The following is a 26,276-nucleotide window of genomic DNA, read 5'->3' as shown; positions in this document are numbered from 1 at the left end:
GCTCCATCGTCGAGGGACTACCCTCACGCAGGATGCCTGTACTCGACCGGATCATCCAACGGATCACCGCGCCAGGGATCACCCGTGTCGCCATCGACGGACCCGACGCGGCCGGCAAGACAACCATGGCTTCCGAACTCGCCGCACGCCTCGACCGGAACGTAGTCAGGGTGAGTGTGGACGATTTCCACAACCCGCCGGAGATCCGGAGGCGGCAGGGATCGTTGTCGCCCAAGGGCTACTACGAGGACACGTTCGACTATGACGCCTTTCGTGCACACCTGCTCGAGCCACGCAGTCCGGGCACTGTGCTGATCGTCGACGGAGTGTTCCTGCTCCGGCCGGAACTGCGGTCGTACTGGGATTTGAGCATCTACCTGGATGTGCGCCCGGAGGAGACCTTGCGCCGCGCGCTGATCCGTGACGGAGGCCTTTTCGGCGATGCCGTGCGAGAACGCTACACATTGCGGTATCTGCCCGGGCAAGCGCACTATCGGGCACTGGCCGACCCGCTCAGCCACGCGGACATCGTCATCGACAACAACGATCCCGAATCGCCAAAACTGGTTGCCTCGCGTTGATAGCCTTGACGTAACTTCAAATTCTCAAGTATGACAAGGTTTTTCATTGACGAAGCTCAACCAGATCGTCGCAGTCGAAAAGGGCATCAAGACCCGCTCCTTCCAGGAACTGACCGACGCGCACCACGCACTGCAGAAGTCCGGCCTGCTTTCCGGTATTTCCCGTACCTACCGCCCGAAGGACGAGGAAGGCGAGCAGCTGCCGGCGGAATCCACCAAGGTCCAGGTGAAGGCCGAGGAGACGCTGCGCAAGACCGGCGAGATCCTCACCCGGCTCTTCGACGTGACCGCGACCAAGGACTGGGCGAACCGCACGGCGAAGGCGGACGTGAAGATCGACGGCGAGACGCTGCTCGCCGACGTCCCGGTCAGCTACCTGCTGTTCCTGGAGAAGCAGCTGGTCGACCTGCTGACGTTCGTGCGCAAGCTGCCGAGGTTGGACGCAGCCGAGTCCTGGGAGTACGACGCGTCGGCCGACTGCTGGGCAACCGAGCCGGTGCAGACGGTGCGCACCAAGAAGATCCCGCGCAACCACGTGAAGGCGGAGGCGACCGAGAAGCACCCGGCGCAGGTCGAGGTGTACTACGAGGACGTGACCGTCGGCTACTGGAAGACCGTGAAGTTCTCCGGTGCGATGCCGGCGAAACGCATCAACGAACTGGTCGAGCGAGTGGAAAAATTGCAGCAGGCGGTGAAGTTCGCCCGCGAAGAGGCCAACGGTGCGGAGATCACGCAGCAGAAGACCGGCGAGAAGGTCTTCGGATATCTGTTCGCCTGAGCCGCGGGTGATCAGCTAGAGTCGGTGCCGCGCCAGGAGCGCAAGCTGAGACTGAAAAATCAGTTTGACCAGAGTGCTCACCAGTGGAGGTTCGAATCCTCCTCCGCCCACCACATGGGCGGGTAGCCCAACAGGCAGAGGCAACGGGTGCTCGCCAAGAATTTCAAACTATCGCTCCAGTTTCAGTATTCTGCCGTCGATCGCCAGATCGACCAGGAACGGACGAGTGCACCTGAGTTGCTGGTTCAACTCCAGCCTGGCCCGCCATCATGGGCCAGTGGTCCAATCGTAGGACGCGGGGCTTTCAGACGTGATCCGCTCCTTTCAAACGTGCTGGCGGCACCAAGTGGCGGCGCACAGAGGGCCGGGGGAGGGCAATTCCCCCGGCTCTCCCGAAATCACAGCCCGAAGATCAAGCCGCGCAGCTCGGCGATCCTCGCCGGTGACGCGACCATGTCGAGCGTGTCGAACGACAGCGTCCATTCCCCGTTGCGCTTCAACCGTTCCACGATCCCGAACGACACGGTCCGCGGATACTCGCCGCCGATCTCAGCCGTCCCAGCCCACTCCAGATACGAGGTCCCGTCCTGCTGGACTTCATGTCCCGCCCGAAGGTCAAAGTCGACTGCCTCGAAGAGCCGCTCAAGGTAAGCGATCGCGCCCCTTATGGAAAGCGGCGTGGTCAGACCAGGCCCACGCAAACTCGTCCCGGCGACGAGAGCGGCCGGCTGCTCGGCGTTCCACGCCCATTCCCTCAGCCCAGTGCGTTTTTCGGTGATATCGGCGGATTCGAGCCCAGCGAACAAGTTCGGCAACTCCGGCGCGACGGGCCGGAACAGCTCAGTCTGGTCCCAGAACCGGCGCCCCTGCCGGACTTTCGAGCCGTCAAGGACAAGCCGGTGCATCGTGGTGAAACTGACGGTCTTGCCACGAACCGTGCCCGTGTTGCGCGCCTCGATGAATGCAATCTTCCCATCACGGCTCGCCGTCACGGTGAACGGATCGAACCGGAAATCAGGGATCACCTTCAGCACAGCCTCTATCTGCGCCCGGATCCGCGGCCGCTCGATCGGCGCGGCAAGCCCGCTGTCCATCAACGTCGCATCTGAGGTGAACAGGTCCATGTACGCCTCGACCGTGGGCGCCGCACCCCATTTCTCGTACGCGCGCATAAATTCCCGGACGTTTCCGGGCAACGCGCCTCCGGCCGCGGATCCAGCCGGTACCAACACCGAAGCCATCACCGCGACCGCCAGGAACACCAAACGTCTTGTCATGCCCGCAGAATGTCGATCATGACACTCCACGTCCATTACACGGGAGGTAACAGTCCTGTGTGGACCACTCCGGTAGTGGCTCCCGGGACTCAAGCCACAGCTTCGGTATCTGCGCACGGGTCGCTACGATCCCGCCGACGATCGCGGCGGTGGTGTCGACGTCTCCCCCGGCCTCGATGCAGCTGGTGATCGCTTGCGGGTAGTCGTCGAGGTACGTAGCGGCGACCCACAACGTGAACGGCACGGTGTCCTGCGCGGTCACCCGAGACCCGTTGCCCAGTTCATACGCGCCTGCTCGACCACTTTGTCCAGATCGTCGGCGAAGTACGCCCCCAACGGCGCGCCCCGCATCGCGCCGCCGTTGCCACACGATCCGGCACCGTTGAAGGCGGCGCCGGCGGCATCCCGCCACGGAACACCTTTCCGAATCTTGTGCAGGATTGTGAACGCCCCTGCGCCGTAACCCCGATAGGGCTCGCAGCGGTCGGCGAACGCCGCCGCGAGCCGATCTTGGTTCACCGCACCGTGATCACGCAGCTCGGTGATCAGATTGCAGGCCATTTCGGTGTCGTCGGTCCACTCCCACGCGCCTGCGGGCGGGGTTCCCGCGATCAAAGCGGGCAGCGAACGACCGACCATGAAGAACTGGGCGCCAAGGGCGTCCCCGACAGATAAACCATCCAACGATCGATAAGCCGATTCCAGTGACATCACTGGAAATTCTAACCTCGACAAGGCTTCCCGGGTCGGGTGCGACGATTCGCAGATCAAGGTTCACGGCGGTCACGCTAATCTCGGGTCATGGTTTTGTCGCGGCATATCCACCTGGCCAAGGGTGACATCACCGAGCAGGACACCGACGTCGTCGTGAACGCCGCGAACTCGTCCCTGCTCGGCGGAGGCGGTGTCGACGGCGCGATCCACCGCAAGGGCGGCCCGCAGATCCTGGCCGAATGCCGGTCCCTGCGCGCGAGCAAATACGGCCGTGGCCTGCCCACGGGCCAAGCCGTAGCGACCACAGCGGGCCGTTTGCCTGCCAAGTGGGTCGTGCACACCGTCGGCCCGGTGTGGTCCGACCAGGAAGATCGGTCCGAGCTACTGGCCGATTGTCACCGCAACTCGCTGGAAGTGGCCGTCTCGCTCGGCGCCAAAACGGTGGCCTTCCCGGCGATCTCTACCGGCATCTTCCGGTGGCCGTTGAAGTCCGCCGCGGATATCGCTCTGCGGACCGTTCTGGCCACGGATGCGCCAGGCATCGAGGCCGTCCGGTTCGTGCTGTTCGACGAGGCTGCCTTCGCCGCGTTCAACGACGTGCTGACCACGCTGCGCTCCGAGTGATGAACTCCTTGAACCACGCGGAGGATCTGCCCGTCGCGACTGCCCATAGTGGACTGTCGTCGGCGCGGGTGAACTGAGTGACGCCGTCCCGGCGGCCGAGGCTGATGTTCTGCCAGACGTAACGGATCCTGGCGGGCTTGGTTGTCCGCCCCGCGATCACCTTGCCGACGTACTTCCCCATCGGCAGGCCAGTCTGGCACGACATCCGCCTGCCGGTCGCGGCATCGCCGATGGCGTACACATCTGGGTGCGACACCGAGCGTAACCAGTCGTCGACGACGATCCGGCCGGTGTCGTCCACCGCCAGGCCGGCTTCCCGCGCGAGGTCCGGCACCCGGAACCCGGCCGTCCACACCACCGTGCCGAGCAGTCTGTGTCCCGTGTCCAGCGTGACCATGTCCGGGCAAACCTTCACGACACGCCCGTTGTGCACCTCGATGTCCATCCGCGCCAGGACCTTCGCGAGGTGCTTTTGGGCGCGGGCGGACAACCAGCCGCCGACAGGACCATCGGCGACGAGGTTCACCCGCAGTCTCGGGTACATCTCCGCGAGCTCGGTCGCGGTCTCGATACCGGTCAGCCCGGCGCCCACCACCACGACCTCCGACGGGGTCTGAGCCCGCAGTTTCGTGGCCGACTCCAGATCGGCGACCGTGAAGGCGTGCTCTCGAACGCCCGGCACGGAGTCCACGTCGGCGCTGCTGCCCAACGCGTACACGAGCGTGTCGTACGGGATCTCCTGCGACCCGACGTGCACGACCTTGTTCTCCAGATCGATGCCGTCGACCGTGCCCACGACCAGGCCTTCGCCGGGCAAAGGCCAGTGCTTGACGTCCTGACCTGCGGCAACTTGGTGCAGCCTGACCCGTTCGACGAAGTGGTCGACCCGGTTGACCACGGTCAGGTGCACGTTGGCGCCGCGCAGCACCCCAGCGGCGCTCAGGCCCGCGTATCCGGCGCCCAGGATCACAACGCGAGGAGTCATGTCCTTCTGACTACGCAGGACGCCGATTTGTGACAGCCCACACCTTGTCCGGATTGATGATCAACCTCAGCGCGGTGACCCGCTCGCCATCCAGTTCTGGCACGAACACTGCCGTCACCCACTTCCACCGCAGGACCCAGGCAGGCTGGCCGTTGACCTCCACGATTTCGGCGCTGACCTCCTTGAGCTCAGGACGCCGCTGGAAACCCAGCAGATAACGCAAGACCTTGGCCTTGCCGACGATCGGCCGCCGCGCGGCGGTGATCTTCCCGCCGCCATCGGCCCAAGACACGACATCCTCGGCGAGAAGTCGCTCAAGCCCAGCGACATCACCCTGCATGGTCGCGGCGAGGAACCGCCGCACAATCGCCTCATGCTGAGCCCGATCGGCGGGAAAACGCCGACGCGCCTCCGTCACATGTCTGCGAGCCCGGCTGTAGAGCTGCCGCGCATGCGCCTCGTCGATCTCGAGAATCTCAGCGATCTCCCGATGCTGATGCCCAAACGCCTCCCGCAACACGAACACAGCCCGCTCCGGTGGCGTCAACCGCTCCAAAACCACCAGCATCCCAAGCGAAACAAGCTCACGCTGCTCGACCGTCTCCAATGGACCCAACGCCCCACCGGCAGTCGGCACCGGCTCAGGCAACCACGGCCCCACGTACTGTTCCCGCCGCACCCGCGCGGACGAAAGCCGCGTTAGGCACAGGTTCGTGACCACCTTGGTCAGCCACGCCGATGGCGTCTCGATCTTGGCGTGATCCGCCCCGTGCCACCTGAGGAACGCGTCCTGCACCACGTCTTCGGCTTCAGCGGCCGACCCGAGCATCCGATACGCGATACCGAACATCCGGGCCCGCTGCCCCTCGAACAGCTCCACCCCAGTCATGCCGGCCACGGTAATCCCGCCGCTAAGGTGGCGCATGCGATCACTGCTCACAGCCATAGCCGAACACCCCGAGGCCGCGGAATTCCTACGCTGGCCGTGCGATTTCGAACTCGACCGAAGCGACCACGTCGAAGAGGTCCACCTGGCATCGGGTGCGAAGCTGGAAGGCTTCGCGGGTGACGGCTCCGGAGGCACGTTCTTCTTCTGCGGCGAAGGCGGCGAAGAACGCCCGGTGTTATACGCGGACTCCGAAGGCAGCGCGGGCCTGGTCGACATCGGCCTGCAAGAGCTCCTCCACCTTGTCCTGGTCGTGCCGTGGTGGCGCGATTGCCCTGGCTTCACCGCGGAGGAAAGCGCCGAGGCGGCAGCCGAGTACCTGGACGACGAGCCCGACTTGCCCGCCCACCGCGACCGGATCGCCGCGGCTCTCGGCCTCACCCTGCCCACCGAGGCAGAGGTGCTGGCCCGCCTTCGCGACGTCGCAACCGCCCCGAACAAGGACTTCGTGCTGATCTTCACCCCGGAGAACAACCCGTACGAACCACTGTTCGCATGAAAGAAGCCCCGACCAGCGGTCGGGGCTTCTTCCACTCAGTCAACCGGTCAGCTGCAGCCGGAGGTGGAGCCGCAGCCCTCGCAGACGTAGCACGAACCAGCAGGACGCATCTTGGTCCCGCAGGTCATGCACAGCGGGGCGTCGGCAACCGTGCCGAGCTGGAGCTCAAGCAGCTCGGTCGAGCTGTGCGCCGCCTTCTCGACCTCCTTCTTCGGGGCCGGAGCCGAAGCCGTCGAAGACTCCACAGTGGACCGCATGCCCTCGATGTCCACATCGGACGAACCGTAGTCGTTGGAGACCTGGGCCGACCGCTCGTCCGCCGTGTAGATGCCCAGCTGTGCCCGCTTTTCGAATGGCAGGTAGTCCAGGGCCAGCCTGCGGAACAGGTAGTCCAGGACGCTCGTCGCGATCCGCACGTCCGGGTCGTCGGTCATGCCCGCCGGCTCGAAGCGCAGGTTCTGGAACTTCGAGACGTAGAACTCCAACGGGATCCCGTACTGCAGACCGACCGAGATGGACATCGAGAACGCGTCCATCACACCGGCCAGCGTCGAACCCTGCTTGCCCAGTTTGACGAAGATCTCGCCGAGGCCGTCGTCGGGGTACGACCCCGCGTGCAGGTAGCCCTCGGCTCCACCGACCGTGAAGGACACAGTCTGCGACGGGCGCTTCTTCGGCAGGCGCTTGCGGACCGGCCGGTATTCGACGACCGTCTCCTTCTCCGCGCCCTTGTCCGCGCGGGCCGACTTGCCCGCCGACAGCGGCTGGCCGACCTTGCAGTTGTCGCGGTAGATCGCCAGCGCCTTCAGGCCCAGCTTCCAGCCCTGGAAGTAGATCTCCTCGACGTCCTCGATCGTCGCCGCTTCCGGCATGTTGACCGTCTTGGAGATCGCACCCGAGATGAACGGCTGCACCGCGGCCATCATCCGGACGTGACCCATCGGTGCGATCGAGCGCTCGCCCATCGCGCAGTCGAACACCTCGTAGTGCTCGCGGCGCAGGCCGGGCGCGTCGACGACGTGGCCGTGCTCGGAGACGTACTCGACGATCGCTTCGATCTGCTCGTCCTGGTAGCCCAGTGCCTTCAGCGCACGCGGCACGGTCTGGTTGACGATCTGCATCGAGCCGCCGCCGACCAGCTTCTTGAACTTGACCAGCGCCAGGTCCGGCTCGATACCGGTGGTGTCGCAGTCCATCATCAGGCCGATGGTGCCGGTCGGGGCGAGCACCGACGCCTGGGCGTTGCGCCACCCGTCGCGGACACCGATCTCCAGGCCGCGACGCCATTCCTCGCCCGCGATGCGCTGGATCGCGGTGTCGTCCGAGGCTAGGGTGCGGATGAGGTCGTTGGCCGCAGCGTGCTTACGGATCACGCGGATGTGCGGCTCGGCGTTACGGGCGTAGCCGTCGTACGGGCCGACGACACCGGCGAGCTCGGCGGAGCGGCGGTACGCGACGGCGTTCATCAGCGAGGTGATCGACGCGGCGAGCGCGCGGCCACCCTCGGAGTCGTACGCGTGCGCGGTCGCCATCAGCAGCGCGCCGAGGTTGGCGTAACCGATGCCCAGCTGGCGGAACTTGCGGGTGGTGTCCGCGATCGGCTCGGTCGGGAAGTCCGCGAAGCAGATCGAGATGTCCATCGCGGTGATCACGAACTCGACCGCCTTGACGAAGGTCTGCGCGTCGAACGTGCCGTCCTCACGCAGGAACTTCATCAGGTTCAGCGACGCGAGGTTGCAGCTGGAGTTGTCCAGGTGCATGTACTCGCTGCACGGGTTCGACGCGGTGATCCGGCCCGACTCCGGGCAGGTGTGCCAGTCGTTGATCGTGCTGTCGTACTGGATGCCCGGGTCGGCGCACTCCCACGCGGCCTTGGCCAGCTTGCGGAACAGGTCCTTGGCGTCGACCTCGTCGATCACCTCGCCGGTCTGGCGGGCGCGCAGGCCGAACTTGCCGTTGTTCTCCACCGCGTGCATGAACTCGTCGGACACGCGGATCGAGTTGTTGGCGTTCTGGTACTGGACCGAGGTGATGTCCTTGCCACCGAGGTCCATGTCGAAGCCGGCGTCACGCAGGACGCGGATCTTGGCTTCTTCCTTGGCCTTGGTCTCGATGAACTCCTCGACGTCCGGGTGGTCCACGTCGAGTACGACCATCTTGGCCGCACGGCGGGTCGCGCCACCGGACTTGATCGTCCCGGCGGACGCGTCGGCGCCACGCATGAACGAGACCGGGCCGGACGCGGTGCCGCCGGAGGACAGCAGCTCCTTGGACGAACGGATCCGGGAGAGGTTCAGACCCGCGCCAGAGCCGCCCTTGAAGATCAGGCCCTCTTCCTTGTACCAGTTGAGGATCGACTCCATGGTGTCGTCGACCGCGAGGATGAAGCAGGCGCTGACCTGCTGCGGCGACGCGGTGCCGACGTTGAACCAGACCGGCGAGTTGAAGCTGAACACCTGGTGCAACAGCATGTAGGTGAGCTCGTGCTCGAAGATCTCGGCGTCCTTGGCCGTGGCGAAGTACTTGTGCTCCACACCGGCGGCCACGTACTTCTTCACCACGCGGTCGATCAGCTGGCGCAGGCTGCTCTCGCGGACCGACGAGCCGACCGCGCCGCGGAAGTACTTGCTGGTGACGATGTTGACCGCGTTGACCGACCAGAAGTCGGGGAACTCGACGCCGCGCTGCTCGAAGTTCACCGATCCGTCACGCCAGTTGGTCATCACCACGTCGCGGTGTTCCCACGTCACCGCGTCGTACGGGTGCACTCCCTCGGTCGTGTAGACCCGCTGCATCCGCAGGCCTTTGACCTGCTGATCTCCCCCAGCGGGCACACCCACCGTCTCCGTCATGACCAGTCCCTCTCCCTCATCACTAGCGATAACTGGCGCGGCCACGGCCGGGGTCCCCGTCCGATCCGGTTGCACCGAATTCTTTGTGTTGCGTGCGCGCGTCCTGCGGCTCACTTGTCCGCCTCCGCCCGCTCGGCGATCGCCTGCTTCAGATCCGCGATCTCCTTCTCGAAGTCCTCAACCGACGTGAACGACCGGTACACGCTGGCAAATCTCAGGTACGCGACCTCGTCGAGCTCGCGCAGCGGGCCGAGGATGGCAAGCCCCACCTCGTGGCTCGGGATCTCGGCGGCACCGCTCGAGCGGATCGTCTCCTCGACCTTGTGGGCCAGCTGCTGCAGCGCGTCCTCGTCGACCGGCCGCCCCTGGCATGCCCGCTGCACGCCGCGCACGACCTTGTCCCGGCTGAACGGTTCGGTCACGCCGGACCGTTTGACCACCGCGAGCACGGCCTCCTCGACTGTGGTGAACCGGCGGCCGCAGCTCGAGCATGACCGCCTGCGCCGGATCACTTGACCCTCGTCGACCTCACGGGAGTCGACGACCCGAGAGTCGGAGTGCCGGCAGAACGGACACCTCATCGCTGGCACCTCTCACTCTCGAGAACAACACTGACAGTCATCCGGCAACACCCGTGCGTCACCGCAACAGCCTGGTTGGTGATCGACTTGTGGATGGAACGTGGACAACCTGCCCGGCCCCAGCCCCAACCTGTGGACTACTTACAGCGGTGTAACTACTAGATGTTGGGGTGACAGTATGCCCGAGGCCTACGACATGCAACTCGACACCCCGATCAAATTCGGCCGTCTCGCCCAGTCGTGAACGCGCAGTGGCGAACGCCACACGCGGTGTCGATCCAGACCGAACCACAGACCGCAATCAGCCGTTCGAGCGAACGCCAAGAGGGCTACTGCCCACGGCCCGCACATGCTAGGTGCCCCGCGCTCGGCGAGCGCGGGGCACCTGGAGGGCTCAGCCGTCAGGGCTGGGCGGGGTAAGTTGACCGGTTCACGTGGCCGGGCTGAACGGCTGAGCGGACAGCATGGTCTGGGTCCAGCCGCCTGGGTCGACCGGATCGCTGGAGTGGCCGACCAGATCCGAACCGTTCAGGTCATACGGGTTCTGATCGAGGTACCAGTACATCCCGCCTTCCCGGGTCTGCCCGTAGTACAGGCTGCCGCCCGGTGACACGATCTGGTCGATCCCGGCCCACTTCTCGCCGAGCGTCGCACCGGTCCACGTGTTGTTCGCGTTGATCCGGTACGACCGCAGCACGCCGGTCGTGCTGACACCCAGCAGCCAGTCGTCGCCCGTCGCGGTCAGCGTCCGCATCGTGAAGCCGCTGTCGATCACGGCCCGCTGTCCGATATGGACAGAACTGGGCTTGGGTCGTGAGACCACATAGGACATCAACGTGCTGCCCGCGATGCCGTACAAGTGGCCATAACCGTCGTAGGTGAGCATGTCGTGGGTCCACCCACCGTTGATCACCACCGGCGGGTTGAAGTGCAACGAGTTGTTGTTGGTCACGATGTCCACCCGGTGCAGCACACCGGACGTCGAGGTGACCAGGACGGTGTTGAAGTTCAACGTGGCCATCGCCTTGGGCGTGAACCCGAGCTTGTCGGTGGAGACCAGCGTCTTGGTCCGGTTGCCGTTGGCCGAGTTGATCGTGGAGTACGTCATGCGGCCGTCGGCCAGCGTGCCGTAGATCGAGACTGTCTTCGGGATCGGTGCACTGGTGAGCTCGGCGACGATCCGCTGCGCGTCGGCGACCTCGTGCTGGTAGCGGTCAGGGTGAGCCGAGCGCTGCGTGTCCTGGCACACCTCGCCGATCGGCTTGGTACGCCAACTGTCGTCGGGGTGTACGCGCTGCATCTCGTCAAGGAACGCGTTGGTGGACCACACCGGGTTGAGCCGCTGTGCCCTCGTGCCGTAGTGCGCCCGCTGCTGGAACAGGCCGAGGCTGTCGTGGTCGAGCTCCTCGTTGATGTTCTCCAGCAGCGACTCGACGATGGTCGTGGTGATCGCGATGACCTCGGCGCGTTGGCCAAGACCGTTGTCGCGAACCGTGTCGAGCACGATCCTCGCGCAGGACACCCGATATCCGGTCATCGCGTTCTTGAGTTTGCCCGTCAGGACGTTGTTGAGCCTGGCGGCCGCGGCGTTGTCAGCCGCCGTCGGACCACCCGCCACGCAGGGATCGTGTGGGTACATGATCTGCGGGGACATGTCCCCGACAGGCATCGCGTTGGCCGTCGTCGCACCGAGGGCGAAGATCGTGGCCGCGGCCAACAGTGTCTTCTTGAGATTCATGGTCAGTTCCCCGATCAGGCGCCTGGCGGCGAGACATAGCCGGAGATGAGGTAGTTGCCCGCGCCGGAGCGATAGGTGTCCGGGTCGATCGTCTTGCGGGTGACCTTGTCGTTGACGTTGCCGCCGACCACGGTCAGCGTGCCGTCGGGACGCACGGCGGTGACGACGTCGACGTGCCCGCCCCCGCCGCCGTCCGGCGGGCCGTAGATGACCCAGTCACCGATCTTCGGGCTGCCCTTGCCCGCGCCGGAGCGGTACTTGAACAGGCCGCGGTCCACGCCCCATTCGCCGAGGCCACGAGCCATGAAGGTGCTACGGGGCACGCCTTGCACACCGGCGGTCTGCCACACCCAGGTCGCGAACATCGCGCACCAGTGGAGGTCACCGCGATCGCACTTCTCGTGGTACTTGTCGCAGGAGTGCTCGGCCTGGCCGATCTCGTTGGTGGCCACAGTGCCGATCCTCGAGCGCAGCGTGTTCGTCGGCGTGACGGCCTTGCACGTCGTCGGGTCGGCCGAAAGCAGGTACTGCGTCCAGCCACGCGAGGCGACCGGGTCGCTCAGGTGGTAGGTGATGTCCGCGCCGGAACCGTCGGCGGGGTTTCTGTCCTCGTACCAGTACATCGCGCCGTCGGGGTTCTTGCCGTAGTACAGGCCACCGCCCGGCGAGACGAAGTTCTCGAAACTCGACCAGCCGGCATCGTCCAATTGGGAGCGCTTGTAACCACCGTTGGCGTCGATGGCATAGCTGATCAGCTGCCCGCCCGCGGTCGCGATGAGCCGGTCGTCGCCCGCGGCGGCAAGCGTCTTGAGAGTGAAACCACCGTTGCCGATCTCGCGGCGCTGGCCAATGTGCGGCTCACTCGGCTTGGGCTGCGAAACCAAGTACTGCAACAAGGTTCCGCTGGATGTCGTGCCGTAGAGGTGGCCGTGACCGTCGTAGGTGAGCAAGTTGTGGGTCCAGCCGCCGTTGATCACGACAGGCTTTCCGAACGTCAGCGCGTTCCCGTTGGTGATGATATCGACGCGGTGCAACACACCACCCGTCGAGGTGACCAGGATGGTGTTGAAGTTCAGTGTCGCCATCGCCTTCGCTGTGAACCCAAGGGCTTGCGACGACACGAGGACGCGCTGGATGTTGCCGTTGTTCGGATCGATCATCGTGTACGTCAGGCGCCCGTCGGGCAGGACGCCGTAAACCGAGACACTGCCGGAACATGACGCGTCAGCGTAGGCCGGAACGCTTGTCGCAACGACGATTCCGGACACGGCGAACACGAAAGCCAGCAGAGTCGCCCACAATCTTCGGGCATGCGAAAGGAAGTGCGCGCGCACAGGGAACTCCTCAGTCGTGGATGCCCCGGGGCGCGGTCGTTCGCTCGCCGCTTCCCGGGGTTCGGGGTACGGCGAGGAGTAGATCAGCCCGGTCACGCAGTGTTCTCCCGATGCGCTCCCGGTTTTCTTCCGGTCCGGATCATGGGTGAGCCTGCACGAAACCTTCACCACATCCGCACATCCGCCGCCCAACCCGAGCTTCGCACCATCCGTCTCTTCCAACAACGGGACAGGAGGCACAATGGGTTTCGGTGAATGGGTCCGTGACTTCGAGGCTGAGGCCGAGCGCAGGAACGAGGCCGGTGACCCGCATTGGGCGGACGGCGCGCGGATGCACCTGGATGTCGTCCGCAGTGTGCAGCGGTTCCAGGTCGGTGAGGCCGGTGACGGCGCGAACCTGATCGCCAAAGCTGAGCAAGCCGGCGACACCGAGTACTCGATCGCCGTGAGGTTGTTCGTTGCCGAGGAGCAGAACCACGCGCGAATGCTTGCGCTGCTGCTGAACGCGGCCGGAGCATCGACCCTTACCGGGCATTGGAGCGACACGGTGTTCGTGAAGCTCCGCCGGGCTTTAGGGCTGCGGCTCGAACTGATGGTGTTGCTAGTCGCTGAGGTGATCGCGCTGCGGTACTACCGGGCTCTGCGTGACGGCACGTCCGACCCGCTGATCACGGATGTGGCCGGCCGGATCCTCCGGGACGAGGAGCGGCATGTGCCGTTTCACAGCCAGCGTCTGCGGGACGCGTTCGGCCGGAGCAGCCGGATCGTCATGGCCGCGTGGCGGCTCTTGCTCTTCGGTACCACCGTTGTCGTGGCGGCGGATCATGGTAAGGCGTTGCGCTGCTTGGGCGTGACGCGCCGTGCTTTCCTGCGCGATGTGCTCGACATCGCGCGTCCCCTGGACTTCTGTTGAGGCGTTCCACCACAGCGGTCCGGGATCAAGGGGCGGACGGAACCTCCAGCGCCTGCCCTGCCAGGACGGTGTTACCGGTGATGTCGTTGAGTTCGTGGATCCGAGCGACCACGGCCTCCGGGTTGTAGCCCGGGGCCGATCGCTCGGCGACATCCCACAGGGTCTCACCGGGCTGGACCCACACGACGGCGGTCCGGTCGGGAACCGTGTTGGCCGTGAACGCGTTCGCCAGGGCGCCGACGCCGAGCACGGCAAGGAACATGCCGAGTCCGATCAGGATGGACGCCGCGACTCGCCTCCGACGCCGGATGACTGGACTGCACGCCGCGACACGAGTCTGCGAGGGGCGGCCTGCCACGCGCGGCGCCTTGGTCTCGACTCGGCGCTGCCGTTTGCGCGGCGGCTTCTTGGCAGGCTGCTGGGGTTCCTCGACCTCGGGCAGCGGCGGCACCAGCCGGAGCACCGGCCGTTCATCCAGCTTCGACAGGTCGATCCTCGTGCGTACCGGAGCCGCCATGTCGTACCCTTCTCGCGCGACTTGAGATCGAACACCGGTTCGATCGAACGTCCGTGCGAATGTGTACCACCAACCACCGACAAAAATCGAGATCTGCTCGGCGTGTCCCTCGAACAGGTGTTTGATCTCCAGGTCGAAGCGGACTACGGTCGGTGAAGATGATCGAGCTCGCCCACAGGTGGGCGAGGATTTTTGGAGGCGGAAGCGGTGCCGCAGCGCAGCAAGACACCAGAGCAGGGCGACAACATCCGCCCCTTCCCTGAGCAGGCTGACGACTTGGACTCGGGCACCCTGCCGCCGCGCCAGCGCGCGGTGCTCGAGGTGATCAGGGCCTGGGTCGAACGGGTCGGCTACCCGCCAAGCGTCAGGGAGATCGGCGAGGCGGTCGGACTGACGTCCACCTCATCGGTCGCCTACCAGCTCAAAGCCTTGGAGCGGAAGGGCTACCTGCGCCGGGACCACAACCGGCCGCGCGCGATCGGCGTGCTGCCGCCGGACGCCGACGCGGCCCAACTGGTCAGCGAGGACACCCCGGCGCCGACGCCCGCGTACGTGCCGGTGCTCGGCCGGATCGCCGCCGGTGGGCCGATCCTGGCCGAACAGGCCATCGAGGACGTCTTCCCGTTGCCGAAGGAGATCGTCGGCGAGGGCTCGCTGTTCCTGCTCAAGGTCGCGGGTGACTCGATGATCGACGCGGCGATCGCGGACGACGACTGGGTGGTCGTGCGCCAGCAGTCGGTCGCGGACAACGGCGAGATCGTCGCCGCGATGATCGACGGCGAGGCCACGGTCAAGACGTACAAGCTGCGTGACGGCCATGTCTGGCTGCTGCCGCAGAACGACGCGTACGACCCGATCCCGGGCGACGAGGCCACGATCCTCGGCAAGGTGGTCGCAGTCCTGCGACGTCTGTGAAGCCAAGGCGAATATCTCCCGTTCAGTCCCGTCGGGGGCGGACTGAACGGGCCGGCGCCTTGGACTAGCGGCTGCTGCCGGTGCCTTTACGGGCCAGGAACGCCAGGCCGCCGAGCACCACGATCACACCGATGATGATCGCCAGCCACGACGGAAAGCCTGAGTCCGATGTGGCCGGTGCGGCATTCGCGTCCCCTGCCGCACCATCGGAATTCCCAGGGCTGCTGCCACCTTGCGGATTTGGCGACACCATTCCGGACGCGCCCGCGATCGTACGGATCGGCTGACCGACGCCTTCCGATCCGGTCAGCAATGTCCCGTCCGGTTCGAACGCGATCGTCTCGCCTTGTGGTTCGTTGGGCAGCGGAACACGCACGGGTTCGCGCTTCAACGCCGCCGCGATATCCCCGTCAGGCGCGCTGAACAGGTACGCGTCGGTGTAGGTCCGAAGCGCCACGACCTTTCCGTCCGCGCTCACCGCGCCACCGGTCACCAGCACAGTCGCGATCGCGTGCGGAATACGGGTCGGGCCACCGGGAGTCTCGGTGGTCTTGATGTCCACCGAGCCCACTTTGGTCAGTTTCGTCGGCCCGGGACTCGCCAGGTCGCCTTCGGGCCGGTAGACCTCGGCCGCTCCGAACGGCTCCTTGGTGACTATGTGCGGAACGCCCTTCTGGTCCAGCAGCAACGCTTCCGCGTCGTGCTGACCGTCCGGATAGGTCAGTCGGTACAGCGTCGCGTTCCCGTTCGGCTTCAGCGCGATCAACGCGACGGTCTCGCGCTTCTTGCTGTTGTCGCCGGTGTCGGACAGCCAGATCGTGCCGTCCTTGGCCAGCGCCATGTCCTCGACGTCGAACGGGTCGAGCTTGTTGGTGATCGTGCGCTCGACCTTGCAGTCCTTGCTCAGCACACTGACGCTGACCTTGGTGCCGCCGTCGTTGGTCGCGTACATCTTCGAGCCGTCCGACGCCAGGCCGGACAGCTCGCCGATGTTCTTGACGTTGAGCTTGCAGCGCTCCACCGGATCGGCGTGTGCCGCTGTCACCGGTGCGAGCGCCAAAGCCAGGGCCAAGGCGCCTCCCCACGCCAAGACCCGCTTAACCCCGATCACGACAACTAGACGTCTCAGGCCGGTGCCACGTTGCTCGCGAACTGGCCCAACGCCCCGGCCAGGTCGCCGTTCACCCGGGCGTGCAGCTGGGTGCCCTCCGGCGTGTGACGCTCGGCGAGCACTTCACCCTCCCGGTGGACCCTGGCCACGAGCTCGCCACGGGCGTACGGCACGAGCACGTCGACCTCGACGTTCGGCCGTGGCAGCGCCGTGGCCAAGTGCTCCCGCAGCTCGTCGAGCCCGAGTCCCTTGTGCGCCGAGACGAACAACGCACCAGGCAGCAGGTGGCGAAGGCGGGCCAGCTGCAGCTCGTCCGCCGCGTCGATCTTGTTCACCACGAGGACCTCGGGCGGCATCGGCGTGTCGTTGCGCTCAGCGATCTCGTTGAGCACCTCGTGCACCGCGTTGACCTGCCACTCCGGGTTCGCCTCCGAGCCGTCCACCACGTGGACCAGCAGGTCCGCGTCGGCCACCTCGTCAAGGGTGGAGCGGAACGCCTCGATCAGCTGGTGCGGCAGGTGCCGCACGAACCCGACCGTGTCGGTCAGCGTGTACGTCCGCCCGTCCGGTGTCTGGGTACGTCGCGTGGTCGCGTCCAATGTGGCGAACAACGCGTCCTCGACCAGCACGCCCGCGCCGGTGATGGCGTTGAGCAGACTGGACTTGCCCGCGTTGGTGTAGCCCGCGATGGCGACGCTCGGCACCTCGTTGGCCACCCGGCGGCCGCGCTTGGTAGCCCGCACGCCGGACATCGCCGCGATCTCGCGCCGGAGCTTGGAGATCTTGGCGCGGATCCGCCGCCGGTCGGTTTCCAGCTTGGTCTCACCGGGGCCACGAAGACCCACACCGCCGTTGCCGCCACCGGCCCGGCCACCGGCCTGCCGGGACAGCGACTCACCCCAGCCGCGCAGCCGCGGCAGCAGGTACTGCAGCTGAGCCAGCTCGACCTGGGCCTTGCCCTCCTTGGACCGCGCGTGCTGCGCGAAGATGTCCAGGATCAGCGCGGTCCGGTCGATCACCTTGACCTTGAGGCGTGCCTCAAGCTGGCGAAGCTGACCCGGCGAGAGTTCACCGTCACAGATCACCGTGTCCGCGCCGGTCGCCAGCACGGTCTGGAAGATCTCGTCGACCTTTCCCGAACCGACGTACGTGGCCGGATCCGGCCGGTCACGCCGCTGGATGAGACCTTCGAGGACCTCCGAGCCCGCCGTCTCGGCCAGCCGCGCCAGCTCGGTGAGCGACGCGTCGGCCTGCTCGGCGGTGCCTTCGGTCCACACGCCGACCAAAACCACCCGTTCGAGTCGCAGTTGCCGGTACTCGACCTCGGTGATGTCGGAAAGTTCGGTGGACAGCCCGGCCACTCGACGTAGCGCGGAACGGTCCTCGAGCTCCAACTCCCCCGTCGAGACCAGTTCTTCCGCGTAGTCTTCCGTCATTGAGTAAGCCCTGTCCTTACCTGTTGTCTTTATGTTGCCTGCCCATACTCGCACGACCAGCCGATTCCGCCGACTGGTTATCGCACTGGGTACAACGCCGGGAACCACCCGTTTCGTTCCCATCGGCCGGGTGATTCGGGCAAGGTGGTCGGGTGTCCCTCTTCCGCCACCACGACTTCCGCCTGCTGTGGGCCAGCGACACGATCAGCCAGTTCGGCACTTTCGTCGGTCAGACGGTGTTGCCGCTGGTAGCGGTCACGGTACTGGCCGCGACACCGTTCGAGATGGGCCTGCTGACCGCGGCGGAGACGGCCGCGTTCCTGCTGATCGGCCTGCCCGCGGGGGTGTGGGTGGACCGGATGCGGCGGCGGACGCTGATGGTGCGCGCGGACATCGCGCGGGCGGTGCTGATGCTCAGCATCCCGGTGGCGTGGTGGGCCGATGTGCTCACGTTGCCGCACATGATCGTTGTCGGCCTGCTGGTCGGCGTGTGCACAGTGTTCTTCGACGTGTCGTACCAGTCGTATCTGCCCACTTTGGTCAACCGGGACCAATTGCTTGACGGCAACGCCAAACTGCAGGCCAGCCAGCAGGTCGCGCTGGTGTCCGGCCCGGCCGCGGGCGGTGGGCTGGCCACGCTGATCGGCGCGGCGAACGCGACGGCCGCGGTGGGCGTGGGTTTTGTCGCCTCGTGGCTTTTTCTCCTGCGTATCAAGAAAGTCGAGCCACAGCCGGAGCGGAAAGCCGACCGCAGACTGCGGGACGAGGTGTGGGAGGGCCTGAAGTTCCTCTTCCACAACAAGATGCTGCGCGCGATCGCGTTGACCGGCACCACCGCGGGGTTCTTCTTCCAGATGGAGACCGCGGCCATGATCTTGTTCCTGGCCAAGGATCTGCACCTGAACGCGGCTCAAGTCGGGCTCGTGCTCGCGGTCGGCGGGTTCAGCGGCGCGCTCGGCGCGGTCACGTCGAACTGGTGGTACCGCAAGATCGGCAACGCCCGGGCGATGTGGGTGTCGTTGCTGGCGATCGCGCCGTTCGAGTTGCTGATCCCGTTGGCGCAGCCCGGCTGGATGGTCTGGTTGATCGTGATCGGCATGCTCGGCGTGGGGTACGGCGTCACGGTGCACAACATCGCGCAGGTCAGCTTCCGGCAGTCGATCTGCCCGGACCGGCTGCTCGGCCGGATGAACGCCAGCATGCGGTTCATGATCTGGGGCGCGTTCCCCCTGGGGTCGCTGGCCGGCGGCGTGCTGGGCGAGCTGATCACGGTGCGCGGCACGCTCTGGGTCGCAGCCGTGGGTCTGTCGCTGTCCTGGCTGTGGCTGATTTTCTCGCCCATCCGGACGACGGTCAGGACGCCGAGTCCCACCACCGTCGATCCAGCCGGCCACGAGCAACCAGCACCGCAGGGCCAGTGAGCGTGCTGCCGTCCTCGGTGATCTCCACGCGGACCCTGCCGCCAAGAACATCCACATAGGACGCGCCGGTCGGCTGGTTCGCCAGGTGCAGCATCGCGGCCACGGCGGCGACAGTGCCCGTCCCGCAGGACCGGGTCTCCCCCACGCCACGCTCGTGCACACGCATCTGGATCGCGTCAGGACCCTTGCGGCGGAACAGTTCCACGTTCACACCGTGCGGGAACAGCACCGGATCGTGTCCGGGCGGCACGGTCAGGTCCAGGTCCGCGGGGTCGCTGTCGATCAGGCACGCCAGATGCGGGTTGCCGACATCGATTGCCACGCCGGGAAAACCTTCACCGGACACCGTCGCGTGCGACCGGCCGAACACCCGCGCCGGTCCCATGTGGAGCGTGACCGACCCGTCTTCGTGCGTCTTGACCGGACGCGGGCCCGAACGGGTTCCGACCACGAATTCCCCTCGCTCGGCCAGCCCGGCGTCGACGAGGTACGCGGCGAACAACCGCAGGCCGTTGCCGCACATCTCGGCGATCGAGCCGTCGGCGTTGCGGTAGTCCATGAACCAGCCGTCAGGGTCCACATCGGAGGGCGCGTCTTCCACAGCAGCACCTTTGACCACGCGCAGCACGCCATCCGCGCCAAGCCCGCGGTTGCGGTCGCAGAGCGCCCGGACACGCGACGCGGTCAGATCCAAGGTGCCGTCGAGGTCTGGCAGCACCACGAAGTCGTTCTCGGTGCCGTGTCCCTTGACGAAGTCGATGTCCCGCACCCCACTCAGGTTACGGGGTGACGATCCGCAGCACCTCGTCGAGGAGGTCTTCGGCACCGGCGTCCAGCCACGTGATCCGCTTGTCCCTGCGGAACCAGGACCGCTGCCTGCGCACGAACCGCCGATGCCCCTGTGCGGTCAGGACAGCCGCCTCTTCCAGGTCGTACTCGCCGTCGAAGGCCGCGAGGACCTGCTGGTAGCCGAGTGCACGCGACGCGGTCAGCCCGTCACGCAGACCGAGTTTCTCCAGCTCGCGAACCTCGTCGACGAACCCGGCGGCGAACATCCTGGTCACCCGGGCGTCGATCCGGGCGTCCAGTTCGGCAGGTTCACGGTCCAGCCCGACCAGGATCGTGCCGTACCGGGCGGGGCCGGGCTTGGGCATCGTGGCCGAGAACGGGCGCCCGGTCAGTTCGATCACTTCCAGCGCGCGGACCACACGGCGGCCGTTGCTGGGCAGGATCGCGCCCGCCGCCACCGGGTCCAGTGCGGCCAGCCGCTCGTGCATCAACGGTGCGCCGACGGTGTCCAGTTCCTGTTCGAGCCGGGCGCGGATCTGCGGGTCCGTGCCGGGGAATTCAAGATCGTCCAGCACGGCTTGGACGTACAGGCCGGAACCGCCGACCAGGATCGGGACCTTGCCCGCCGCCTGGATCTCCTCGACGACCTGGCGGGCGTGCCGTTGGTACGCGGCCACCGAAGCGGTCTCGGTGACGTCGAGGACATCGAGCAGGTGGTGCGGCACCGCCTCGCGTTCGGCCTGGGTGACCTTGGCCGTGCCGATGTCCATTCCCCGGTAGAGCTGGGACGCGTCGGCGTTGACCACCTCGCCGCCGAGTTTCTCGGCCAGTGCGATGCCCAGGTCGGACTTGCCGGTCGCGGTGGGGCCGACGACTGCGATGGGTCTGGTCACGACACCACACGATCCCAGAGATGCCCGCGGTCCCAGACAGCAACGTGGTAGCCGACGCCGAAGGGCACCATCAGTTCACTGGTGACGCACTGCCATCCGGAACCGGTACCGGCAAGAACCTGCCAGGCGGCCCGCCCCGGTACGCCCAAATCGGCCGCCAGGCCTTCGTCCAAGCCGAGCAGCGCCTCCGTATCAGCGTTTTCAAACGCCGTGTGGACTTCGTTGTCGAAATCCGGGGCTCGTGGGTCCGGACGCAGCGGCGCCCGCTCACCGTGCCTAGGAGAGCCGTCTCCGAGCACAAGCAGGCCAACTGGACTGTTCTCGCCCTCGGCCAGCCGGGCGCCCAACGCGCGGCATTCGGCACCAGTCGCACTCGGTGAGACCAACTGGACGCTCACGACCTGTGCACCTGCTTGCTCCCGCAACCACGCTGCGATCAAAATCGGCAACGGCAGTTCCGGGTCGAAGTCACCCTCCGTGTTCTCGTTCAACCGGACTCGGACATCCACGCCGAAGCCTCGGAAACTGCCGGCCGCATCGCCCGCCACCTCGCCGAATCCCGGCGCAACAGCGATCCACCTGCGGGAACTCGCCGCCAGCGAGCGGACCGCCGCCACACACGCGCGCCGCACCTCGGACACCTCAGGCACGTCGGCGACCACCAGTTCGGGCACTAAAAGCGGCGGGTAAGGCACGACAGCGGCGCGGACGATCACGCTGAGGAACGTTACTAGGATGATCGGAGCTGAGCCTGGTGGTTCCGACTCGGGCGTTGACCTGTTTGAATGCGCGCGGAACCAGTCGCCTACGCGACCGGATTTCACGTTGCTGGGCCCCGGCGAACGACGGGGCGCCCGTGGGAGGCGCGGGCACGCAGGCGAGGAGGAGCCGGCGATGACGGACAGGGAAACAACCCAGAGCACGGACGTGGCTGAGGTCGAAGCGGCGGAGGTGGCTGTGGCTGAGCCGGCTGCTCCGGCCGACACCGCTGCTAAAGCGCTGACAGCACCCGCGCCGGTTCCGGTCGCGTCCACCGACCCGGGCAAGTGGGGCCGCGTTGACGAGTCGGGCACGGTCTTCGTGAAGACCGCGGACGGCGAACGCTCGGTCGGCTCATGGCAAGCGGGCGAACCGGCGGAAGGGCTCGCGCACTACGCGCGGCGGTTCGACGACATCCGTACCGAGGTAGAGCTGCTCGAAGCCCGGATCGTGTCCGGGGCAGGCGACCCGAAGCAGTCGCTGACGAGCGCGAAGCACATCAAGGAAAGCCTGGTCGACGCGGCGGCGGTCGGTGATCTGGCCGCACTGGAGGCACGCGTCGAGTACGTGCTCGCGCACGCCAAGCAGGCGATCGAGGCGTCCAAGCAGGCCCGTGAGGCGGCACGCGCCGCGTCGGTGGCGCGCAAGCAGGAACTGGCCGAGGAAGCCGAGAAGATCGCGGCGGAGTCGACCCAGTGGAAGGCCGCGGGCGACCGGCTGCGGGCGATCCTGGACGAGTGGAAGACCATCCGCGGTGTCGACCGCAAGACCGACGAGCAGTTGTGGCGCCGGTTCTCCAAGGCACGGGACACCTTCAACCGCAGGCGCGGTTCGCATTTCGCGGATCTGGACCGGCAGCGCTCCACCGCGAAGGCCCGTAAGCAGGAACTGGTCGAAGAGGCCGAGCAGCTGGCCGACTCGGAGGACTGGGGCCCGACCGCGGGCCGCTACAAGCAGCTGATGACCGAGTGGAAGGCGGCCGGGCGGGCGCCGAAGGACTCGGACGACGCGCTGTGGCAGCGCTTCCGCGCGGCGCAGGACAAGTTCTTCGCCCGGCGCTCGGCGGCGTTCAACGAGCGCGACGCCGAGTTCACCGAGAACGCCAAGGCGAAGGAAGAGCTGCTGGCCGAGGCCGAGAAGATCAACACCAACGACCTGGACGCGGCCCGCTCGCACCTGCACCGCATCCAGGAACGCTGGGAGTCGATCGGCAAGGTGCCGCGCGAGCGGGTCCGTGAGCTCGAAGGCCGCCTGCGCACGATCGAGGAGAAGGTCCGCCAAGCCGCTGACCAGCAGTGGCGTCGCACCGACCCCGAGGCGCAGGCCCGCGCGGCCCAGTTCCGCGAGCGCGTCGAGGAGTTCGAGTCCAAGGCCGCCAAGGCGCGTGCCGCGGGCGACAACCGCCGCGCCGAGCAGGCCGAGGCCCAGGCCGCGCAGTGGCGCGAGTGGCTGGCCGCCGCCGAGCAGGCGGTCGCGACCCGCTAGTTCAGTACACTGTGGACCGCCCGGCCCGCCGCAGGGCCGGGCGGTCCTTCTTTCGAAACTTCTTCGAAAGTTGTTGCCACGCCTGCACTTGCGACCGCATAGTGGCTACGACGCGTCACCGCCCACCGATACTTTCGAGCGGTGAAAGAGGAAGACATGCGGAAGTTCTCCCCTGCACTGATCGCTGTCGTCACGTTGCTGCTGACTTTGTTGCCTGGTAAGGCATCCGCGGCCACGCTGACCGAGGTCACGAACTTCGGCACGAACCCGACGAACCTGCGGATGCACATCTACGTCCCGGACACCGTGCCGAGCAGGCCCGCTGTCCTGGTGGCCGTGCACTACTGCACCGGTTCGGGTCCGGCCTTCCACTCGGGCACGGAATTCGCCCGGCTGGCCGACCGCTACGGGTTCATCGTCGTGTACCCGTCCGCCACCCGAAGCGGTCAATGTTTCGACGTGTCCTCGCCGCAAGCGCTGAAACGCAACGGCGGCAGCGACCCCGTCGGGATCATGTCGATGGTGCGGTACACGTTGCAGCGCTACAACGGTGACGCAGGCCGGGTCTACGTCACCGGTTCCTCCTCCGGCGCCATGATGACCAACGTCCTGCTCGGTGACTACCCGGACGTCTTCAAAGCGGGCGCCGCGTTCGCGGGCGTCCCCTTCGGCTGCTTCGCCACGACTGACGGCTCCGGCTGGAACAGCACGTGCGCCCAGGGAAATCTCGTCAAAACCCCGCAGCAGTGGGGTGATCTGGTCCGCGCCGCCTACCCCGGCTACACCGGGGCCCGGCCGAGGATGCAGATCTGGCACGGCACAGCGGACAGCACCTTGCGGTATCCCAACTTCACCGAACAGATCAAGCAGTGGACCAACGTGTCGGGCCTCAGCCAGACACCGACGAGCACCGACCGTCCACAATCGACATGGACCCGTACACGCTACGGCAGCCAAGTCGAGGCCATCAGCATCCAGAACGGCTCGCACAACATCCTGACGGCCGGGATGGCCCAGTACGCGATCGACTTCTTCGGCCTGTCCCGCAGGTGACAGGGTTGGCGCCCCAGCTTTTGCCGCTGGGGCGCCCCCATGGTGTCAGTGCAGCGGCGGCATCGTGTTGATCACCGAGAGCTGACAGGTCGCCGTGCTCGTGGCGGTCGGGCTGCTCTCCGACTTCGCGGTGAGCGTCACCGTCGCGTGCGGCATGCCACCGGCCGCACGCACCGCGTTGACGGGTACGTTCACGGTCGTCCCGGCCTTGGCGGTGACGATCTCCGAAGGCAGCTGGACGCTCCAGCCGTTGCCGGACACCGAAGCCGACAGCCGGTAGACGTCAGAGTCCACATAGGCGCTGACGTCCTCGGGGTGCCCGTTGCTGAACGGACGAACCTGACCGGTGTTGCGCAACGGGAACTGGCAGGTCGCGACTTCGGCGGGCACCCGGCCGACCGGGTTGCCCCGGCTGACGGAAACTCCGCGGGTGTGCGGGCCTTGGCCGTCCAGCGACCGCACGGCCAGCTTGTAGCTGAGCACTCCCTTGGCGTCACGGTTGACGTCGAGGACGTAGAAGTGCAGGCGGTTTGCCGTGTCGACGTATTCGTACTTCGTGCCTGAGTTCGTTCCCGCATGGAACAAGGCATCCGACAGCTGACGGTAGTCACCGATCGTGTAGTACTGCTTCGTCCCGTCAGGACGGACGAAGTCGACGGTCCGGATGTCCTCCGGGTGCGAGTCGACGACCCACACGAACGGTGTCGCGTCGGCGTTCTTGGTCTTGGACAACATCACGCCGGAGTCCGGCGTGAAGGAGTCGTAGCCGATCCGGTCGACCACCTCGACGGTGTAGTTGTTGTAGTTCCCGCCGTCGCACAACGGATCCGTGGACGTGTTGCACGTCGGCGACAAGTCGCGGTTCATCGTGATGTTCGCGCCCGTCAGGCCGGTCCGGCCGGCCGGGCCCATCGGAATCGCGCGAGCGGTCACGTTCATCACCACGACACCCGATGAGGCCAGAGCTTCCCGCGACAGCCGCAGGATGTTCGCCTCGTCCACGATGTTGAGCTTCATCTTGTCGCGCAACGTGTGCTGGACACCGGCGGCCCCGCCTTGCGTCGCGGGAATGTGGAACCGTGTGTGCGGACCGCCCGGACCGTTGAAGGTCCCGCGGTCGAGCATGCTCCACGGCCCCGCGCCCGCACGGCGTTGCGGTGTGCCGTAAGGGTTGTTGTAGTTGTCGGCGATGCCGAAGACGTGGCTCAGCTCGTGCGAGAACGTGCCGAGGCCGGAGCTTTCGGCCTGCGTCGTCGTCTTGCCCGAGGCGTTCGGCCAGTGGTTCGCCGCGGCCTGCCACGTTGTCCATGGCACGTACCGTGTCTTGGCACACCGGGGTTTGGTCAGGTCCGGGCCGCCGAACTCGGCGGGGATCGATTCGCAGTTGGCGAACTTCATCTCGCCGAACTCTTGCCACGTCGAGGATTCGTCGTTGCCCGCGGTCTGGTAGAAGATCACGTCGTACTTGCTGTCGATGTCCGAGCCCTGCTCGGCCCGCCACGCACCGCCCAGGTCGGTGCGCAGGCTGCGGTTGCAGCGGTCGCCCGTCGGGCAGCTGCCCGCGGCCTGGTCCCATTCGTTGAAGCCGTATTCGTGCTTCTTGCCCGGCATCCGGTAGACGCCGAACGCGTCGAGCGTGACGCCGATCCGGCCGTTGGAGGTCTCCATCCAGTACCCGTGCATGGTCAGGCCGTGGTTGATCTCCTGCGGCTTGTTCAGGAAATCCCGGTAGAAGTTCGCGACCTGCTTGGGGTCGAGCTGGAGATCCGAGCGCGGATTGCCGTAGATGTCGCTGCCGCGGGCTCGGGTGATGGCGAACTGCTCGTTCGGGTAATCGCCGAGCACGAGCGCTGCCTTGATCGTGCGGACCGAACCCTTGCGGTTCGGATCGGACCAGTCGATGTCGGGGACCTTGCGCAGGTCCTGCCACGTCATCGCGTCCGGGTTCTCCCAGTTCTGCGGGTCGACGGGGGCGAGGACTTCCGCCGTGCTCGGCCATGGTCTGCCAGGCGCGGCGTATGCGGGCGCCGAAGCGAGCGCCACGCCTAAGCCCGTGATGACCATTAACGAAAGCA

Annotated in this window: 25 protein-coding genes; 9 read left to right on the top strand and 16 right to left on the bottom strand. The window is 66.3% G+C overall.

Features of this window, described 5'->3' with window-relative positions; translation table 11 throughout:
* The first annotated feature begins 32 nt into the window (after nt 1–32).
* Together B9C43_RS39285 and B9C43_RS39280 are read left to right on the top strand one after the other, a co-directional pair.
* On the top strand, nt 33–581 hold the full coding sequence (locus B9C43_RS39285) for an AAA family ATPase (RefSeq protein WP_084432346.1): 549 nt from the start codon (nt 33–35) through the stop codon (nt 579–581).
* Between the two features lie 46 nt (nt 582–627).
* On the top strand, nt 628–1,359 hold the full coding sequence (locus B9C43_RS39280; protein ID WP_084432343.1) for a DUF7873 family protein: 732 nt from the start codon (nt 628–630) through the stop codon (nt 1,357–1,359).
* 398 nt (nt 1,360–1,757) lie between these two features.
* Here the strand turns inward: B9C43_RS39280 and B9C43_RS39275 are convergent, their stop codons facing one another.
* From B9C43_RS39275 to B9C43_RS39270, 3 genes are read right to left on the bottom strand one after another with little or no spacing between them, the layout of a single operon-like run.
* Nucleotides 1,758–2,636: a nuclear transport factor 2 family protein gene (locus tag B9C43_RS39275; protein ID WP_084432340.1), complete on the bottom strand. Its 879-nt coding sequence runs from the start codon at nt 2,634–2,636 to the stop codon at nt 1,758–1,760.
* A gap of 16 nt (nt 2,637–2,652) precedes the next feature.
* A complete protein-coding gene (locus tag B9C43_RS58940; protein ID WP_235039104.1) occupies nt 2,653–2,898 on the bottom strand; it encodes an ADP-ribosylglycohydrolase family protein in 246 nt (81 codons plus the stop codon).
* Nucleotides 2,895–3,347 carry an ADP-ribosylglycohydrolase family protein gene (locus tag B9C43_RS39270; RefSeq protein WP_235039103.1) on the bottom strand — a complete coding sequence of 151 codons (453 nt, stop codon included), beginning with the start codon at nt 3,345–3,347 and terminating at the stop codon, nt 2,895–2,897. The genes B9C43_RS58940 and B9C43_RS39270 overlap by 4 nt, the downstream gene beginning before the upstream one ends.
* A 90-nt stretch (nt 3,348–3,437) precedes the next feature.
* Between B9C43_RS39270 and B9C43_RS39265 the strand changes: the two genes are divergently transcribed.
* Nucleotides 3,438–3,974, top strand: coding sequence for an O-acetyl-ADP-ribose deacetylase (locus B9C43_RS39265; RefSeq protein WP_200825901.1), 537 nt, complete (start codon nt 3,438–3,440; stop codon nt 3,972–3,974).
* Here the strand turns inward: B9C43_RS39265 and B9C43_RS39260 are convergent.
* Entirely contained in the window at nt 3,940–4,959 is a 1,020-nt protein-coding gene (locus B9C43_RS39260) for an NAD(P)/FAD-dependent oxidoreductase (protein ID WP_200825900.1), read from the bottom strand. The two genes, B9C43_RS39265 and B9C43_RS39260, sit on opposite strands and share 35 nt — an antisense overlap.
* 10 nt (nt 4,960–4,969) lie before the next feature.
* A complete protein-coding gene (locus B9C43_RS39255; RefSeq protein ID WP_084432776.1) occupies nt 4,970–5,848 on the bottom strand; it encodes an RNA polymerase sigma-70 factor in 879 nt (292 codons plus the stop codon).
* Nucleotides 5,849–5,882: 34 nt separating this feature from the next.
* Between B9C43_RS39255 and B9C43_RS39250 the strand changes: the two genes are divergently transcribed.
* Nucleotides 5,883–6,404, top strand: a complete 522-nt coding sequence (locus tag B9C43_RS39250) for a hypothetical protein (protein ID WP_084432333.1) — start codon at nt 5,883–5,885, stop codon at nt 6,402–6,404.
* 47 nt (nt 6,405–6,451) lie between these two features.
* Here the strand turns inward: B9C43_RS39250 and B9C43_RS39245 are convergent, their stop codons facing one another.
* From B9C43_RS39245 to B9C43_RS39225, 4 genes are all read right to left on the bottom strand, one after another.
* Complete coding sequence (locus B9C43_RS39245) at nt 6,452–9,256, bottom strand: vitamin B12-dependent ribonucleotide reductase (protein WP_084432330.1); 2,805 nt, start codon at nt 9,254–9,256, stop codon at nt 6,452–6,454.
* Nucleotides 9,257–9,366: 110 nt separating this feature from the next.
* Nucleotides 9,367–9,837 carry a transcriptional regulator NrdR gene (gene nrdR, locus B9C43_RS39240; protein ID WP_033392766.1) on the bottom strand — a complete coding sequence of 157 codons (471 nt, stop codon included), beginning with the start codon at nt 9,835–9,837 and terminating at the stop codon, nt 9,367–9,369.
* Nucleotides 9,838–10,267: 430 nt separating this feature from the next.
* Nucleotides 10,268–11,575, bottom strand: coding sequence for a tachylectin-related carbohydrate-binding protein (locus tag B9C43_RS56005; RefSeq protein ID WP_200825899.1), 1,308 nt, complete (start codon nt 11,573–11,575; stop codon nt 10,268–10,270).
* A gap of 14 nt (nt 11,576–11,589) precedes the next feature.
* On the bottom strand, nt 11,590–13,005 hold the full coding sequence (locus B9C43_RS39225; RefSeq protein ID WP_143446907.1) for a tachylectin-related carbohydrate-binding protein: 1,416 nt from the start codon (nt 13,003–13,005) through the stop codon (nt 11,590–11,592).
* A 145-nt stretch (nt 13,006–13,150) separates the two neighbouring features.
* On the opposite strand from B9C43_RS39225, the gene B9C43_RS39220 reads away from it, so the two are divergent.
* Nucleotides 13,151–13,822 carry a ferritin-like domain-containing protein gene (locus B9C43_RS39220; protein ID WP_084432324.1) on the top strand — a complete coding sequence of 224 codons (672 nt, stop codon included), beginning with the start codon at nt 13,151–13,153 and terminating at the stop codon, nt 13,820–13,822.
* Nucleotides 13,823–13,847: 25 nt separating this feature from the next.
* Here the strand turns inward: B9C43_RS39220 and B9C43_RS39215 are convergent, their stop codons facing one another.
* A complete protein-coding gene (locus B9C43_RS39215) occupies nt 13,848–14,339 on the bottom strand; it encodes a LysM peptidoglycan-binding domain-containing protein (protein WP_084432321.1) in 492 nt (163 codons plus the stop codon).
* Nucleotides 14,340–14,585: 246 nt separating this feature from the next.
* Here B9C43_RS39215 and lexA point away from each other — a divergent pair, with 246 nt between their 5' ends.
* Entirely contained in the window at nt 14,586–15,254 is a 669-nt protein-coding gene (lexA, locus tag B9C43_RS39210) for a transcriptional repressor LexA (protein ID WP_235039129.1), read from the top strand.
* 64 nt (nt 15,255–15,318) lie between these two features.
* Here the strand turns inward: lexA and B9C43_RS39205 are convergent, their stop codons facing one another.
* Together B9C43_RS39205 and hflX are read right to left on the bottom strand one after the other, a co-directional pair.
* Complete coding sequence (locus tag B9C43_RS39205; protein WP_235039102.1) at nt 15,319–16,326, bottom strand: hypothetical protein; 1,008 nt, start codon at nt 16,324–16,326, stop codon at nt 15,319–15,321.
* 53 nt (nt 16,327–16,379) lie between these two features.
* On the bottom strand, nt 16,380–17,801 hold the full coding sequence (hflX, locus tag B9C43_RS39200; protein WP_033392771.1) for a GTPase HflX: 1,422 nt from the start codon (nt 17,799–17,801) through the stop codon (nt 16,380–16,382).
* A gap of 152 nt (nt 17,802–17,953) precedes the next feature.
* Here hflX and B9C43_RS39195 point away from each other — a divergent pair, with 152 nt between their 5' ends.
* Nucleotides 17,954–19,222 carry an MFS transporter gene (locus B9C43_RS39195; RefSeq protein WP_084432315.1) on the top strand — a complete coding sequence of 423 codons (1,269 nt, stop codon included), beginning with the start codon at nt 17,954–17,956 and terminating at the stop codon, nt 19,220–19,222.
* Here the strand turns inward: B9C43_RS39195 and dapF are convergent.
* From dapF to B9C43_RS39180, 3 genes are read right to left on the bottom strand one after another with little or no spacing between them, the layout of a single operon-like run.
* A complete protein-coding gene (dapF, locus tag B9C43_RS39190; RefSeq protein ID WP_084432313.1) occupies nt 19,155–19,991 on the bottom strand; it encodes a diaminopimelate epimerase in 837 nt (278 codons plus the stop codon). The two genes, B9C43_RS39195 and dapF, sit on opposite strands and share 68 nt — an antisense overlap.
* Before the next feature lie 10 nt (nt 19,992–20,001).
* Nucleotides 20,002–20,904 carry a tRNA (adenosine(37)-N6)-dimethylallyltransferase MiaA gene (gene miaA, locus B9C43_RS39185; RefSeq protein ID WP_033392773.1) on the bottom strand — a complete coding sequence of 301 codons (903 nt, stop codon included), beginning with the start codon at nt 20,902–20,904 and terminating at the stop codon, nt 20,002–20,004.
* Nucleotides 20,901–21,620 (bottom strand): class III extradiol dioxygenase subunit B-like domain-containing protein, encoded by a 720-nt coding sequence (locus tag B9C43_RS39180; protein ID WP_084432310.1) that lies wholly within the window; start codon nt 21,618–21,620, stop codon nt 20,901–20,903. The genes miaA and B9C43_RS39180 overlap by 4 nt, the downstream gene beginning before the upstream one ends.
* A 178-nt stretch (nt 21,621–21,798) precedes the next feature.
* Here B9C43_RS39180 and B9C43_RS39175 point away from each other — a divergent pair, with 178 nt between their 5' ends.
* Both B9C43_RS39175 and B9C43_RS39170 read left to right on the top strand, forming a co-directional pair.
* Nucleotides 21,799–23,148, top strand: coding sequence for a DUF349 domain-containing protein (locus B9C43_RS39175; RefSeq protein ID WP_084432307.1), 1,350 nt, complete (start codon nt 21,799–21,801; stop codon nt 23,146–23,148).
* Nucleotides 23,149–23,289: 141 nt separating this feature from the next.
* The gene (locus tag B9C43_RS39170) at nt 23,290–24,201 is read left to right on the top strand and encodes an extracellular catalytic domain type 1 short-chain-length polyhydroxyalkanoate depolymerase (protein ID WP_235039101.1); all 912 of its coding nucleotides are present in this window, start codon (nt 23,290–23,292) and stop codon (nt 24,199–24,201) included.
* 45 nt (nt 24,202–24,246) lie between these two features.
* Here the strand turns inward: B9C43_RS39170 and B9C43_RS39165 are convergent, their stop codons facing one another.
* Entirely contained in the window at nt 24,247–26,265 is a 2,019-nt protein-coding gene (locus B9C43_RS39165; RefSeq protein WP_084432304.1) for a metallopeptidase domain-containing protein, read from the bottom strand.
* Between the last annotated feature and the right edge of the window lie 11 nt (nt 26,266–26,276).

Origin of the sequence: Kibdelosporangium aridum, from assembly GCF_900176515.1 — a bacterium.
Taxonomy (GTDB): Bacteria; Actinomycetota; Actinomycetes; order Mycobacteriales; family Pseudonocardiaceae; genus Kibdelosporangium; species Kibdelosporangium aridum.
The sequence above is the reverse complement of the archived record's forward strand: the minus strand, read 5'-3'. Positions and strand labels throughout refer to the sequence as shown.